The organism is Clostridium sp. HGF2 (assembly GCF_964240115.1).
Classification (GTDB): Bacteria; Bacillota_I; Bacilli_A; order Erysipelotrichales; family Erysipelotrichaceae; genus Clostridium_AQ; species Clostridium_AQ innocuum.
In genome coordinates, this window is record NZ_CAXSSO010000002.1 from 17,517 (window position 1) to 32,262 (window position 14,746).

The 14,746-nt window shown below is 41.9% G+C and carries 11 protein-coding genes, 1 tRNA gene and 1 riboswitch; of the genes, 10 read left to right on the top strand and 2 right to left on the bottom strand.

Annotation, left to right across the window (positions count from 1 at the left end):
- Positions 1–7: 7 nt before the first annotated feature.
- Positions 8–1,408: a glycoside hydrolase family 1 protein gene (locus ACESPQ_RS03905; RefSeq protein WP_257333700.1), complete on the top strand. Its 1,401-nt coding sequence runs from the start codon at positions 8–10 to the stop codon at positions 1,406–1,408.
- A gap of 272 nt (positions 1,409–1,680) precedes the next feature.
- Here ACESPQ_RS03905 and ACESPQ_RS03910 read toward each other — a convergent pair whose 3' ends face one another.
- Positions 1,681–3,180 carry a carboxypeptidase M32 gene (locus ACESPQ_RS03910; protein ID WP_008816978.1) on the bottom strand — a complete coding sequence of 500 codons (1,500 nt, stop codon included), beginning with the start codon at positions 3,178–3,180 and terminating at the stop codon, positions 1,681–1,683.
- A 233-nt stretch (positions 3,181–3,413) separates the two neighbouring features.
- Positions 3,414–3,517: riboswitch (TPP riboswitch) on the top strand.
- Positions 3,518–3,561: 44 nt separating this feature from the next.
- Between ACESPQ_RS03910 and ACESPQ_RS03915 the strand changes: the two genes are divergently transcribed.
- The 9 genes from ACESPQ_RS03915 (at position 3,562) to ACESPQ_RS03955 (ending at position 13,959) form a co-directional block, all read left to right on the top strand.
- Positions 3,562–4,209, top strand: a complete 648-nt coding sequence (locus ACESPQ_RS03915) for an HAD family hydrolase (protein WP_257333699.1) — start codon at positions 3,562–3,564, stop codon at positions 4,207–4,209.
- Positions 4,210–4,211: 2 nt separating this feature from the next.
- Positions 4,212–5,009 (top strand): bifunctional hydroxymethylpyrimidine kinase/phosphomethylpyrimidine kinase, encoded by a 798-nt coding sequence (gene thiD, locus ACESPQ_RS03920; RefSeq protein ID WP_257272118.1) that lies wholly within the window; start codon positions 4,212–4,214, stop codon positions 5,007–5,009.
- 245 nt (positions 5,010–5,254) lie between these two features.
- Entirely contained in the window at positions 5,255–6,937 is a 1,683-nt protein-coding gene (locus ACESPQ_RS03925) for a putative bifunctional diguanylate cyclase/phosphodiesterase (protein ID WP_002607830.1), read from the top strand.
- A 477-nt stretch (positions 6,938–7,414) separates the two neighbouring features.
- The gene (locus tag ACESPQ_RS03930) at positions 7,415–7,900 is read left to right on the top strand and encodes an RNA polymerase sigma factor (RefSeq protein WP_002607831.1); all 486 of its coding nucleotides are present in this window, start codon (positions 7,415–7,417) and stop codon (positions 7,898–7,900) included.
- Positions 7,881–8,612, top strand: a complete 732-nt coding sequence (locus tag ACESPQ_RS03935; RefSeq protein ID WP_373143953.1) for a hypothetical protein — start codon at positions 7,881–7,883, stop codon at positions 8,610–8,612. The genes ACESPQ_RS03930 and ACESPQ_RS03935 overlap by 20 nt, the downstream gene beginning before the upstream one ends.
- A gap of 429 nt (positions 8,613–9,041) precedes the next feature.
- Positions 9,042–11,390, top strand: coding sequence for a transglutaminase domain-containing protein (locus tag ACESPQ_RS03940; protein ID WP_257377218.1), 2,349 nt, complete (start codon positions 9,042–9,044; stop codon positions 11,388–11,390).
- Between the two features lie 1,006 nt (positions 11,391–12,396).
- Positions 12,397–12,573, top strand: a complete 177-nt coding sequence (locus tag ACESPQ_RS03945; protein WP_002607834.1) for a hypothetical protein — start codon at positions 12,397–12,399, stop codon at positions 12,571–12,573.
- A gap of 163 nt (positions 12,574–12,736) precedes the next feature.
- Positions 12,737–12,868 carry a hypothetical protein gene (locus tag ACESPQ_RS03950; RefSeq protein WP_002607835.1) on the top strand — a complete coding sequence of 44 codons (132 nt, stop codon included), beginning with the start codon at positions 12,737–12,739 and terminating at the stop codon, positions 12,866–12,868.
- Positions 12,869–12,978: 110 nt separating this feature from the next.
- Entirely contained in the window at positions 12,979–13,959 is a 981-nt protein-coding gene (locus ACESPQ_RS03955; RefSeq protein ID WP_373144117.1) for a PDDEXK nuclease domain-containing protein, read from the top strand.
- 592 nt (positions 13,960–14,551) lie between these two features.
- Here the strand turns inward: ACESPQ_RS03955 and ACESPQ_RS03960 are convergent.
- A tRNA-Arg gene (locus ACESPQ_RS03960) sits at positions 14,552–14,628 on the bottom strand.
- Positions 14,629–14,746 lie beyond the last annotated feature (118 nt).

Sequence of the window (14,746 nt, forward strand, 5' to 3'; positions counted from 1 at the left end):
CAATTAGTTGGAGGGAGGCTTCCGGGAAGGAGGAAAAGGACTTTCCACTGCGGATATGACACCGTTTCGAGAGGAGGCTGTAAAGGAGCACAGGCCTGTTATGGATGCTTCCTATGAAGAAATCAAAAAGTACAGAACAGATGGTTTCTGTGGAAACTTTCCAAAACACAGAGGGAATGACTTTTATCATCATTGGAAAGAGGACATCGCATTATTCGCAGAGATGGGGTTTCGCTGCTATCGGATGTCAATTGCATGGACAAGGATATTTCCGACAGGCTTTGAAGCCGAACCAAATGAGGAAGGACTTCTGTTTTATGATGACGTATTTGATGAATGCAGGAAGTATCATATGCAACCGATTGTAACGGTTTCACATTATGAAATGCCAATAGAAATAACCTTGAATCTAAATGGATGGGAAAGCCGGAAAACTATAGACCTGTATTTGAAATATTGTGAAACGATATTCAAAAGATATAAGAACAAGGTGAAGATGTGGATCCCATTTAATGAAATGAATCAAATGACGACAGTACCCTATGTAGGCGGCGGTTTGTTACTGGAGAAAGCAAAAACAGATAACCTGTTGGAGGTGGAGTATCAGGCGATTCACCATCAGCTTGTTGCAAGTGCAATGGCGGTGAAGTTATGCAAAAAGATTATAAAGAATGCAAGAATAGGAAGTATGATTGCTGTTATAGACCCATATCCGGAAACCTGTCATCCTTTGGATGTACTAGAGGCATTGAAGGAAAATCAATTAAATATGTTTTATCTGGATGTGACTGTGCGGGGCTATTATCCATCTTATATGGCAAGATATTTTCAAGAGCATGATATCCATATAGACATGGAGGAAGAGGATGAAGAAATATTACAGGGAGGCAAAGTTGATTTTATAGCTTTTAGTTATTATATGAGCTATATTGCTTCTCATAAGAGGAAGCAGAATGAAAGCAAAAACAGTGTCATCATGGTGGATAAGGTGAACCCTTATCTGGAAGTTAGTGACTGGCGCTGGCCTATTGATTCCGTTGGACTGAGAATCGTATTGAATAAGCTCTATGACCGGTATCAGCTGCCAATTCTGATTGCGGAAAATGGACTTGGCGCAGATGATGTTGTGAGCGAGGATGGATTGATTCATGATGCATACCGAATTGAGTATTTAAGAAAGCATATCATAGCAGTTAAAGAAGCAATGAGAGACGGCGTCGATGTTATTGGCTATACGATGTGGGGGCCGATTGATATCGTATCGCAGGGAACCTGTGAAATGAAGAAACGCTATGGCTTTATATATGTAGATGCGGATAATTATGGTAACGGAAGCTATAAGCGCTTACGGAAAGATTCTTTTTACTGGTACTCCCGTGTGATAGCATCAAACGCAGAGGAGCTGTAGGTGTGTGCGCAAAATACTGCTGAGGACTCAGGATATCCCTTTTGTTTCTGTGCTTTCATCAGCATGGAAGAAACGCTTACAGAATAAGGGGAGTGAAAGGGTAGAAATGCCGATTGCCAAATTTAAATGAAAGGAATTTACATAGGGAATCGCTTCTTAGCTGTTTGGTAATGAAATCAAAAAAAGGAGAATTCATTAGAATCTCCTTTTTATAAACACCCTAAGGTAAGAAAAACGAGTGCATGCAGCCTTTTGTTACCTGATTTCTCCGTTTAATCGGCAGATATCTGATACAATTGTGCGTATTTGTTCTTGAGATATTCGATGTAATACTTCGGATCAAAGGACTCCCCGCATACATCCATCATCAGCTCATCCGCATCCTTGAAGGCACCGTACTGATGAATATTCTCCTTCAGCCAGCCGCTGATTTTTTCAAAGGCACCGCTGCGCAGTGCTTCCTCCACATCCATATCCTGTTCCATCTGATGATAGAACTGAGCCGCAAATGCGCTTCCCAGCGCATAAGTAGGGAAATAGCCCAGCAGAGCACCGCCCCAGTGCATATCCTGTAAAATACCGTCCCGGTCATGCTCTGGACGGATTCCCAGATATTCCTCATATTTATCGTTCCACATCGTATCCAGATTGTCATAATCTGCAGTGCCGTTGAAGATTTCCTTCTCCAGCTCATAGCGGATCAGAATATGGATCGGGTAGGTCAGCTCATCCGCTTCCGTACGAATAAAGGAAGGTCGTGATACATTGATCATCCGCATGAAATCATCCAGAGAAACATCCTGTAGCTGCTTTGGAAAATGCTGTTGGAGCTTTGGATAATTCACTTCCCAGAATGCACGGTTTCTTCCGATGTGATTTTCCATAAAACGTGACTGTGATTCATGCATGGCTGTACCAATTCCGCTGAACAGGGAGGTTCCCTCATATGCTTCCTTTACCTGCAGGCCGTATTGTGCATGCCCGTATTCGTGAATGGTTGAGAAAATCGCAGACATCACATTGTGTTCATGATAATGCGTGGTAATGCGTGCCTCATGCGCTGAGAAGAAGTCCGTGAACGGATGCTCCGTTGTTGTCATATAGCATTCCCTGTCATTAACCTTCATATAGTCCATGAGCTCCTGCATAAAGGCCTCCTGTTCCTTGATATCAAAGGCTGTAAACAGCAGGGAATCGTCAATCGGTGTTCCCTCCTTCAGGAGCTTTTGCAGAAACGGAAGCAGTTCCTTTCGAATGGCATCGAAGAAGCGGTCATAATATGCAATATCGGTGTTGATCTGATAGCTGTCCAGCATAAAATCATAATCGCTTTTCTTATCTGTGACATAGGACAGAATCTCCTTCTGCTTTTCTATGACGCTGATCAGATGCGGCTTAAACAGCTGATAATCATCCTGTTCCTTTGCCTCATGCCATGCGGCCTCACTGTCTGCGATGGTTCTGCGATACTCCACGTACACCTCTCTTGGCAGTACACGCAGCTCATTCAGCTCGCGCAACAGCAGCTGCAGCTCTTTCTTACGCTCTGCACTTACATTCTCCTGCCTTGCCAGCTCTTCGATCCTTTGGATACTTTCCTTGTCCGCCATTTGATCGAAGGCTTCTCCCGACAGGATCGCCGTCATGCGGTTGCGGTAGGGAATGCCGTTTTTCGGAGCAATCGTGGCCTGGTCATAATACATTGTGCTCAGTGCCATCTGATAGGCATTCTTTTTTTCTTTATACTCATGAAAAAATGCTTCTAAATCCATGTTATCACCTCTGTAATGTATTGTATCACAGCTGAAGAAGAAACGTAACTGTTCCCGATAAAAAGATGGAAGGGACAAATGTGCAGCTGGATACCATCCGATGGCATCGGGGTGTGTCTGCTTCCCTTCTTACCGGCCTTGCAGAATCCTCATCTGTCAGCCAGCGTTTAGAAAAAACCTTGTCTTCAAACGCGGATGCCTGTTGACGAAAATATATGGAAATGGTATGATGAGCGTGGAAATAAGGGAGCTTGTAGACAGGCTGAGAGGAAGTTGTGAACTTCGACCGATTACCTGATTTGGATAATGCCAACGTAGGGACTGCAGATATAACGCGGGTTATGCATACATGGCATAGCCCTTTTTTCATTATAAAAGGAGGTGCAGCATTTGAAGGGGTACATATTTGATCTGGATGGCACGCTGGTGGACTCCATGTGGGTTTGGGAGGATCTGGCAGCGGTCTATCTTCAGACAAAGGGTATCAAAGCAGAGGAAAATCTCAGTAAAGAGCTGCAGCTGATGACGATGACAGATGCTATCCGGTATCTGAAGGAGAAGTATGTCATACAGGATTCCCTGGCACAGATGCGTACTGAGGTTTATGCAATCGTACGACGACGCTACAGGCAGGAGGTTGCTGCCAAGAAGGGGGCCGGGGCCTGTCTGGAAAGACTGCATACACAGGGGATGCGTATAGGCGTTTTGACGGCATGTGAACGGGTTTGCGCGGAAGAGGTCCTGAAACGAAACGGTCTGCTGGAATATATGAACTTTGTCGCAAGCTGTGAGGAGCTCCCCTATGATAAGCAGGACGGACGTCTGTTTGAGCTTATGCCTGCCATGCTGCATACGGATAAGGCAGAAACGATGTTTGTAGAGGATGCTCTGCATGCCGTTCAGACATTGAAGACGCATGGCTTTCACGTGACAGCGGTATATGATGCAGCCAGTAAAGCGCACTGGAAAGAAATCTGCATGCAGGCCGATGCTGCCTTCCTGTCGCTGGATGATTTGAAAGGAGAATGAACATGAAAACTGTTGTAACAATTGCCGGCACTGACCCTACAGGGGGAGCCGGTGCACAGGCTGATTTAAAAACCTTTATGGCACATGAGGTATACGGTATGAGTATCCTGACAGCCCTGGTTGCACAGAATACAACCGGTGTGACTTCGATTATGAATGTAACACCGAAGTTTTTAAAGGAACAATTTGACTGTGTCTTTACGGATATCCGTCCGGATGCGGTAAAAATCGGCATGGTTTCCCAACCGGAGCTGATTGCCGTCATTGTGGAAAAGCTGAAGCAGTATGCAGTGGAGCGCATTGTCATTGATCCGGTTATGGTCAGCACCAGCGGCTCCCGTCTGCTGGAGGATACAGCGCTGGAGCTGTTGCAAACAAAGCTGCTTCCTCTTGCCGATATCATAACACCGAATCTTCCGGAGGCTGAGGCTTTAAGTGGTATACGGATATGCAATCATCAGGATATGAGGAAGGCTGCTGCCATGATTGCGCAGGACTATGACGGATACATTCTGATAAAGGGCGGGCATTCCATGAACCGTGCCGATGATTTGCTGGTACATAAGGATGAGGCTCACTGGCTCTCCAGTGAAAAAATCGATAATCCAAACACCCATGGAACCGGCTGTACGCTGTCCAGCGCCATTGCCGGCAATCTGGCACTGGGATATGATATGATCAGTGCAGTGGAAAGAGCCAAGGCTTTTATCAGCGGTGCATTACGCGATGGTCTTGATCTGGGACAGGGCAGTGGACCATTGAATCACTGCTGGAATATCAAACAGAAGCAGCCGTTGTAGAAGGTGCCCTTGAAAAGATGTACATAAAAGCATTTGTTATTTCAGTATGTGTGATGCTGGTGTGATATATTTTTTTGATGAAGTTTCCATACAGTCTAAAAAACCATTCATTTAGGAAAATGATGCAATTTTTTTCATGCAGATGTGGTATGATATAGGAAGAAAGAGCTTCTCAAAAATACAGGGATTTTGATGCTGCATTCTGCCATTTTAAAGAAGCCTGAAATCAGAAACGGGGTTGTTGTATGAAAAGCGGTAAGGAGATTCTGGCTGAGTTTCAGCTGGATCCATGGATGCTGTATGATACCATAGTCAATAGTACGGATGATTATATTTACCTTGTGAACATGCAGGAGGATCGTGCTTTAATTTCTGAAAATATGCTGCAGGATTTTGACCTTCCCGATCTCATTGTCCCTGGATTGATTCCGTTGTGGGGGGATCTGGTTCATGAACGTGACAGACAGCGATTTGATGATTCCATTACGGCTATGCTGAACGGAGAAACTGATGAGCATAATGTGGAATATCAGGTGCGCAATCGTAAGCATGAATATATCTGGGTTATCTGCAGAGGACTTTTAAAACGCAATGACCGAGGAGAGCCGATTTTTTTCGCCGGAATCGTATCCAATCTGGAGAATAAGGGAAAAATAGATTCCATCACCGGACTGTTTACCCAGACAGCCTGTGAAAATTCTGTAACACAGCTGCTGGAGCATAAGAGAAACGGCGGGATCCTCCTGCTTGGTCTTGATGATTTTTCCCATATTAATGAATTGAACGATCATATTTTCGGGGATGCTGTCCTGCGTCAGTTTTCCCAGACGATGCAGCGTCTTCTTCCCGCGTCGGCACGCATGTATCGATTTGACGGAGATGAATTTGCCATCGTATATGAACAGGCAACGCGCAAGCAGGTGCGGGAGTTATATAAAATCATCCACGCATACTGCAACAGACGGCACTTTATTGATGATATCGGCTATTTCTGTACGGTGTCGGGTGGAATTGCGATGTTCTGGGAGGATGGCGACAATTTCCTGGATTTAATCAAGTATGCGGATAATGCTCTGGAAGCCAGTAAATACCGCGGAAAGAATCAGTGTACACAGTTTTCACATGAGCTAGTACAGATCAAACGCCGCCGCTTATCCATTGCGAATCAGTTGCAGAGCAGTGTTTTGCGGGGTATGCAGGATTTCTACCTCGTATATCAGCCCCTGATCAATGCTTCCAGTATGAAGGTGGAGGGGGCAGAGGCTTTGCTGCGCTGGTCCAGCAGTGAATATGGAAATGTTCGCCCGGATGAGTTTATTCCCATTCTGGAATCTGCCGGTCTGATTCATCAGGCAGGGAAATGGGTGTTTCAGGAGGCTGTTCATACGTGTAAGGAGTGGGTGAAGGAAAATCCGGGTTTTGTGATGAACGTGAACTTTTCCTATATACAGATGCTGAATGAGGATCTTCTGCCCTTTATCCGCAGGACCCTGAAGCAGGCGGATTTATCTGCAAAGCATATCGTCATTGAGCTTACGGAGAGCTGCTTTGTGACCGAGATGGATGCGCTGAAGCGCTCCTTCCAGCAGCTGCGGGAAATGGGGATTCGCATCGCGATCGATGATTTTGGTACCGGCTATTCCTCCCTGGGCATGCTGTCGCAGATGCCGGCGGATATCGTTAAAATTGATCGGCTGTTTATTTCATCGATTCATGAAAATTCTTTTCATCAAAGCTTTATCAATGCTGTAATTCAGCTGTGCCACAGTGTCGGCATACGGGTTTGTGTTGAGGGTGTTGAGGAGCAGGAGGAATTGAAGGTTGTACGGGATATCCAGGCAGATAATATACAGGGCTTTTATTTTTCAAGACCTGTGGAAAAGCGTACCTTCCATGATCGATTCCTTGATCTGCAAATGGTATTGTAAGGAATCGTGAATCAACTGGTGTCCATTAATATGCTGCGTGGCGGCAGTATCTGATGGACCTTTTTTATGTCTGATCGATGTAAATTGAGCGTGATGAAAGAAGCCTGTTCATTATCAATTCCGATACAGAGAAAAATGCAGGGGATTTTAAGACTTTATGCAGCTTTCAGATAGAGTTCAAGGCTTATGAGGTTCTCTATATTAAATTATGATAGAAACTTGAAATTTGATAAGGCAAGATACAATTACATAAATGAAGATTATGCAATATTGATACTACAAATGTGCTTCTATTCCTTATTTAATGTATTCTTATTGAGCTGTGTTTAAGATACATGTGAATGCGTTTACTCCCATCACTTTTTTACTTGATCCGTACTTCAGATGGAATTGTTTCCCGTCTGGTTTTTTGTTATACTTTATAAAAGCATGCAACCTTTCCGGTTGTCGTATGGTATTAAGGATGGAGGGAACAGCTTGGGTATTTCTATAGAAACAGGTGATGCGGAGACTGTCTTGGAAACCTATGGATTGATGGTATATAAGCTTGCTCTTTCGCAGACGCGCAATCGCAGTGATGCGCAGGATGTCTTTCAGGAGGTATTCCTGCGGCTTATGAAGAACAAAAAGCCGTTTGCCAGTGAAGAACATTTGAAGGCGTGGCTGCTGCGTGTCACAATCAATTGCAGTAAAAAGTTTTTTATGAGCTCATGGTACAGGAAGACGGAGGAGCTTGTAGTGGATATCCCCTTCGAGGAGGAACAAAACAGTGAGCTGTACTATGCGGTATTAAAGCTTCCGCTGAAATACCGTACCGTGATCCATCTGTTTTATTACGAACAGTATTCCGTTGCACAGATTGCACAATATTTAAAACGTAATGAATCAACGGTTAAATCCCAGCTGAAGCGGGGAAGAGAAATGCTGAAAGGAGTGCTGCGTGATGACACAGAAGAACAATGAATATAAGAGCATTATGGATCATGTGGAAATTCCGGAGGATGTATGGAATCAGACGCTTGAACGGATGCAGAGCGCAGGACAGCCACATGGCATACTGCTATGGAAAAAAGCCGCTGTCTTGTGTGTGCTTCTGGTGATCTGCGGCATTTCCGTGTTCACTGCAGTGCAGCTGAAAAAGGATAGCGGGCCGGTGTTTATAAGTGCCTTGCAGGAAGATAGTGAATTTTCCTATGTAGAGCTCGAGGAAGGTGCTTTAACCTTTGATAAAACAGAGAAAATCAGTAATTTGCAGGTGCAGACCGGCAGCATAGAGGGAAAGCGAACACCGATTTCATGGAATACGCTGGAGGAACTGCTCTCAACGAAGGTGGGTATATCACCACTACCAAGGGGGTTTACAAAAGCAAAGGAAGAGGCTGTGCAGGCAAAGGGAAAGGATGGGAAAGCGGAGCTGTTTGCCGAGCTGAGCTATGAAAAGGAACAGGCGTTTGTCCGGCTTCAAGTGGAGCAGGGGACAGGAGCGATTGTTGAAAGACAGAATTCACAGCTCAATGGAATCGGTCTGTATACTGCTATGCAAAAAAGCGGAGTTACGGACAGAAGCCGGCAGTATCTGGCGCAATATTCCAAGCATGGAGTCATATATACGCTGCAAAGCAGCGGTATATCACAGAAGGAATTTATAACGATTCTGTACAATTTAACAAAATAAAGAGGATCGGACATGGGAAACGTTGCATCCGTTGGAAATAAGCCAAAAGCTACCATCAGCTATCACATGCCAGGATAAAGGAATTTCCGGGCTTACTTGTGAGGAGCTGTGATGAGTAATGAAGGATAAAGATAGGAGAAGTGCTGCTATTGATTGTGTCTTTCATTTCCTGCTCGAATGCAAAGAGGGTCTCTAGGTGAATTTTTGCTTTTATGCTCTGTATTCAAAAGCGTATGGAAACGTATTGCATATAAAAAGTTTGATGTGTTTGGGAATAGCCAGATTCTGTTGTATTCGATAAGGCTTGAAAGGTCTTGGTGCTATGAAAGCTGAAGCCTGTAAAAACGTAAATTTAAAAAAATTAAAAAAATGCAACCTTTTGGAGGATATAGAGGTATATAAGGTGAAAAGGAAAGAGAGGTAATGGGAATGAAACATGCTGTAAAATCATCCATGCTGATAGTTCTGGCAGCAGCGTTACTGCTTGTCAGCGGCTGCAGCGGCAAGGAAAAGGAGCCGGCAGGCCTTGCGGATAACAGCAGACTGGCCAGCAATATCAAACAGAAGTATAAGGAAGAGGAAAAGGTCAGCTATGCGGATCCGATGTTTAACCTTTCCAGAGATCACGTGTTTGAAAAGAAGCTGGAGTTTGATCTTGAACAATACATCAAGGATCACCCCGACATTAAAAACTTTACACAGATTGTAAATGTGTATGCGGATGCAGATTTTAAGGATAGGGTGAATCCGGTTTATGAATTTGATAAGGAATCCAATACAATTCAAATCCATCCGCCAAAGCGTCCGAAGTTCTACGTTACGGATACCGCCACCTCCTCTGTGAAAAATCGGTATGAAAGAGGAGAAAGCAGGGATTGGGGCAATGCCCGGCAATATTATATGGTGCAGTATATGGATTTGAAGACAGGGGAAATGCTGAAAAAGCCGGAGGTCACCATTTTTTCAGTGAAGACAGAGCTTGCGACTCCGAATGTGGAATTTTCTGTCAGTGATGATGGGACTCCACAGCTGCGTTGGGATGCTGTTGCGGGGGCAGATCAATACATGGTGTTCTATTACAACTATGATATGAAGAACAATTTCACTGATACACAGCTGAGCGAGAAGCTCATTACAAATAAAACCGAATGGAAGGCAGAAAATGACAGGGATGGCCTGCTGGTTAACAAGGATTTCAATATGACGAAGCTGTTCAGCTCTGAGGATGATGTCACAGCCGATGATGCAAAGAAAGCAGAATTGAAGACTACGACCAAGGTATGGGGTGTGATTGCGATGAATGACAAGGGAACCTCACGTATTTCCGAGACCTTCAACGGGAACGATATCGCCTCGTTGCTGCCGTATCGGGAGGCACTGGCGAAAAATAAGTCGGATAAGGTTTCCAAATACGCTGATAGGGAGGTTGGATTGCTGCCATCCTATCGCTGGATTGTCATGTGTGACGGTAAGCTGTCACAGCGGCTGATAACATATGATATCGATAAGGCTGAGCTGAAAAACGGCAGCTTTGGAATCACAGATGATGAAGGTAATATCACCGGTACAAAGAAAATCGATTATCTGGATATTCCGTATACCATCGATGGAACAGCCTTTCAGGACATGGCGAGAATTTTCTATGTGAATAAAAAAACCTATTCGCAGGAGCTGAAGAAGCTGAAGGATCGTCAGGATTCCCTGCGCAGCAAGGGGGGCTCATTGAAATCAGAAAGCAATATGCAGGATGCCAAAGCCGCAGATGATATGGAAAAGGATGCTAAGCTGGATGCGTCAATCAGTGAGCATGTGTACGCCAACAGTGCACTGGGAGAATATCTCGCAGTGAACATGCTGAATGGAAATACCCGTGTTTCTTTGAATGACTTCAGGGAAAGCAGTGACCGCAATTATCTGGTGGATGCATGGAATGAGGCAGTTTATCAGAATCCGCTCATCCTGGGGGTGCGCTCCATATCGCTTGATACGAATACGAATGATTTGCTGATTCAATACGATATGACACGGGAGGAAATGAAAGAGAAGCAGGAGGCGATTCAGGCAGAGGTAAAGAAGGTCGCGAAGGAAATCATCAAGGATGGGATGAGCAATCTGGAGAAAGAAATTGCAATCAATGATTATCTGTGCACGAGCGCGGAGTATGATAATGCAGCTCTTGAAAATGCAGAGAAAAACGACTTCAAATACGTGGATGAAAGCTTTCATGATTCCTTTAATGCCTATGGTATTCTGTTGAAGAAAAAGGGAGTATGTGCCAGCTATGCAGCCAGCTTCAAGCTGCTTGCGGATGAGGCTGGTCTGGATTCCATTGTGGTTACCGGATATCTTAACGGAAATGTCCCACATGCGTGGAATCGCGTGAATATCGATGGACAGTGGCTGACAATTGACAGCACGAATAATGACAATGAGGTTATGCGTAACGCTCTGTTCAATCTTCCTGACAAAGTCGCCAGAGGTACCTTGAGTGAGGATAAGCTGTATATGATGGATAGTGAAATTTCTGCTTATAAGGCTGATGTGGAGGATAAGGAGTATTACCATTTAAAGAAGCGTTTCTTCGACAACAAGGATGAGGTTGTGGAAAAGCTGAGCAGTGAGCTGGAGAAAGACGGTTCGACGCTGCTTCGTACAGATTATAGTCTGGAGGATGAAGCGTTCAAGCAGATTGCACAGGAGGTCATGCAGAAAACAGGGGATGCTTCTTTGCAGGGGACGACTTTCCTCGGTATGATTTATTTGCAGAAGGCGAAATAGAAGAAATAAAGAGTTTTCTATTTCTGAAGAAGCAAATGAATGAGCGTTCGGATATGATATAGGTCCGACAGCTGTCATAAAGAAAAGAAGGAGACTTCGATACGATTGCGGTATATGGCGATGGTATTTGAAGTTTCTTTTTATCATTAATATGCTGATAATTAAAGCGATGGTCTTTCGTTGAAGGAGGTGAAAGAAAGCTGTATACAATAGATGGAAAAGGAATCATGAATAATTTTTAGCAGAAAAAATGTGGGCAGCCGAGGAACTCTTGATGAAAGAAGATATTGAACATGAATTTGATTTATAACATTATTATGGCGTCGATAGCAGCTATCGGATGATGGATTTCAAGTATGAAATTATCTGCTACAGTTGACGGAAGACTTTATGAAATCCGTATGAATTGATTAGAAAATGTGAACTTACATGAGTTGGAGAGTAAGAAAAAAGAATGCACCGACCTACTTATCCTGGTCTATCAATACAATCTCTGATTGTCTTATCTAGTCATGTTAGCAAAATACGATTTTTCTTAGCAATTCAACCGAAAAGCGTTTGACTCCATCCAGAAATATTTGTGAAATATCCACAAGATTAAATCTTCTTGAAAGTAAAAAAAAACACATCGACAGTTTGGTGTCAATGTGCTTTAAACCCTTTAAAATGGCGTCCCTGATAGGACTCGAACCAACTACGTTCCGCTTTGGAGGTCTTTTTTTCGCTTTTTGGCAGGTCTCCTCTTTTCTCCTGTGATCTTCAAAAAATCCATGGATAAAGGCTTTTTTTGAAGATGGCCAGCACTTTTTTTGTACCACCTGTTCCTTGCGATATTGCCTGATTTTAAGATGTCATGTTAGCAAACTGGATCTATGGTCTTTTTTTTATGACCGATGATTTTTATAAAACATAGTACCATACTTATGGATTTCCTTTTCATTTGGAAGTCCTTTTTTCATTTACATAGCCGGCAAAAGATCGGCTTATAGAAAGGAGTGGCAAAACGATGACAGCTGTCAGTATGAGTTCTTGTCTTGCGTTGTATGGTGAAAAGATATCAGTGTTAGATTTTGACCATCAGGGTCATGCGCCAAAAGGATGTTTTGATAGAAGCAAATATCCTTTATCTATGACGGATACGATACAATTAGTCATCAATGGTACTGGTATTGAAAAAATTTAATCTGTAGAGTTTATATATTCTTTTGTTATAGTCGATTTGATGATACAATATGTATACAAATTCGTAGCAAAATTTACGAGATGACTACAAGTATTATATTAGAAGTGATGAAAGAGTATTTGGGCTATTAGCTTCTGCAGTAATTCAAAAGGAGGAGCATTCAATGAAAAATCAATTTCAGTTTTTAATTTATAAAATCTCTAACGATAAAATGTCGATAAATGCGCTAATAAAAGATGAGATAATTTGGTTGACCCAAAAAGGAAATAACTACTCAACGTGGGGCTATGAGTGATAAACAAGTTAACAAAAAAATTGGTACTTTGGTTTACTAGATAAATTGTAATTAGTGGAGGAAATAAAGATATGATACTAGATAAAAATTATGTTAGTGTTTTTTAAAATATTAAAGAGCAAATACGGATGGCACAGCATAAAGCTTTATTGAATGCTAATAGGGAAATGATATATTTATACTGGAATATTGGGAAAATCATAGACGCTAATAGTGAATGGGGAAATAAGTTTGTTGATAATTTATCAAAAGATATAAGAAGAGAATTTCCCTCATCGAAGGGATTCTCAACAAGGAATTTAAAAAGCATGGTAAGATTCTATCGAGAATATCAGGAAGTTGAATTTGTGCAGACGGTGGCTGCACAAATTCCATGGTCACATAATTTAGAAATATTAAGAGTCAAATCAAAGGAAGAAAGGCTATGGTATATTGAAAAGACAATAGAAAATGGATGGTCTAAAAACATTTTAGCCCATCAGATTGATACAAATCTTTATATGAGACAGGTTGAGAATAAAAAAATTTCAAATTTCCAAAATAGATTGGAGGTATCACAAAGTGAATTGATTCTAGAAACTATGAAAGATCCTTATGTTTTTGACTTTTTAGATTTGCAGGAAAATATTAAAGAAAAAGATTTAGAAACTGCATTGATGAACAATATTACAAAAGTTTTACTCGAACTTGGAAAAGGATTCGCTTTCATAGGAAATCAATATCATCTTGAAATAGCAGGTGAGGATTTTTTCATAGACTTATTGTTTTATAATATTACTATAAAATGCTATGTTGTCATAGAATTGAAGATTGGACAATTCAAACCTGAATACGCAGGACAACTTAGTTTTTATTTGACCGCTGTTGATGAGACATTGAAAATAAAGTCAGATAAACCTACAATTGGCTTACTGTTATGTAGGCATAAAAACAACATCATTGCAGAATATACATTAAGAGATATGGAAAAGTCAATGGGAGTAAGCGAATACAGTGTTAATGATTATTTACCACAAGATTTAAAGGATGACTTGTCTTCCTTGGAAGAACTGATAAATACGATTGAGATTGATTTGGCTGAAAGTAAATAATATAGAATTTACTCCACTCTAACATAAGGCTGTACGATTCAATGATAGTGTACTTTCTGATTACTGTTTGAATGATAAGAAGAAAGTAAAAGGTGCGGTATCATTGTTAACAGTTTGAGCTATAGTTCATAAATATATGAATTTGGCATACTGAGGCAGATATGATAACGGTTGTATTTAGTTATATTTTGATGAAGATAAAAAAGTAAATACACAGAAACTTGATGATTCCTTTTAACGAAATGGAAAAGAAATCGATCATAAGAAAAATAAGGTGGATGTAGATGCACTGGTAAGTGCTTTGAAGGATAGTCCGAAATAGATGAAACAGCTGATAGATGCATTAAGATAAAGTTATTGAGAAATCAATAGCTTTTTTCATAATAAAGCCTATTCGTCTTTTTGATTCACTTCTAATCCTTGATTGTCATGGCTAGTCATGTTAGCAAAATACGATTTTTCTTAGCAATTCAACCGAAAAGCGTTTGACTCCATCCAGAAATATTTGTGAAATATCCACAAGAATAAATCTTCTTGAAAGTAAAAAAACACATCGACAGTTTGGTGTCAATGTGCTTAAAACCCTTTAAAATGGCGTCCCTGATTGGACTCGAACCAACTACGTTCCGCTTAGGAGGCGGACCCTCTATCCAGATGAGGTACAGGGACATTTGTGAAATATCTTGGTTTTTGTTTGAAATTGCTAGGAATAAGGCCTAAGGTGAGCGAAGGCTGAAAAGACCTGTAGTATATCCTTTTAACTGCAAGGATAACTGTAAAATATCCC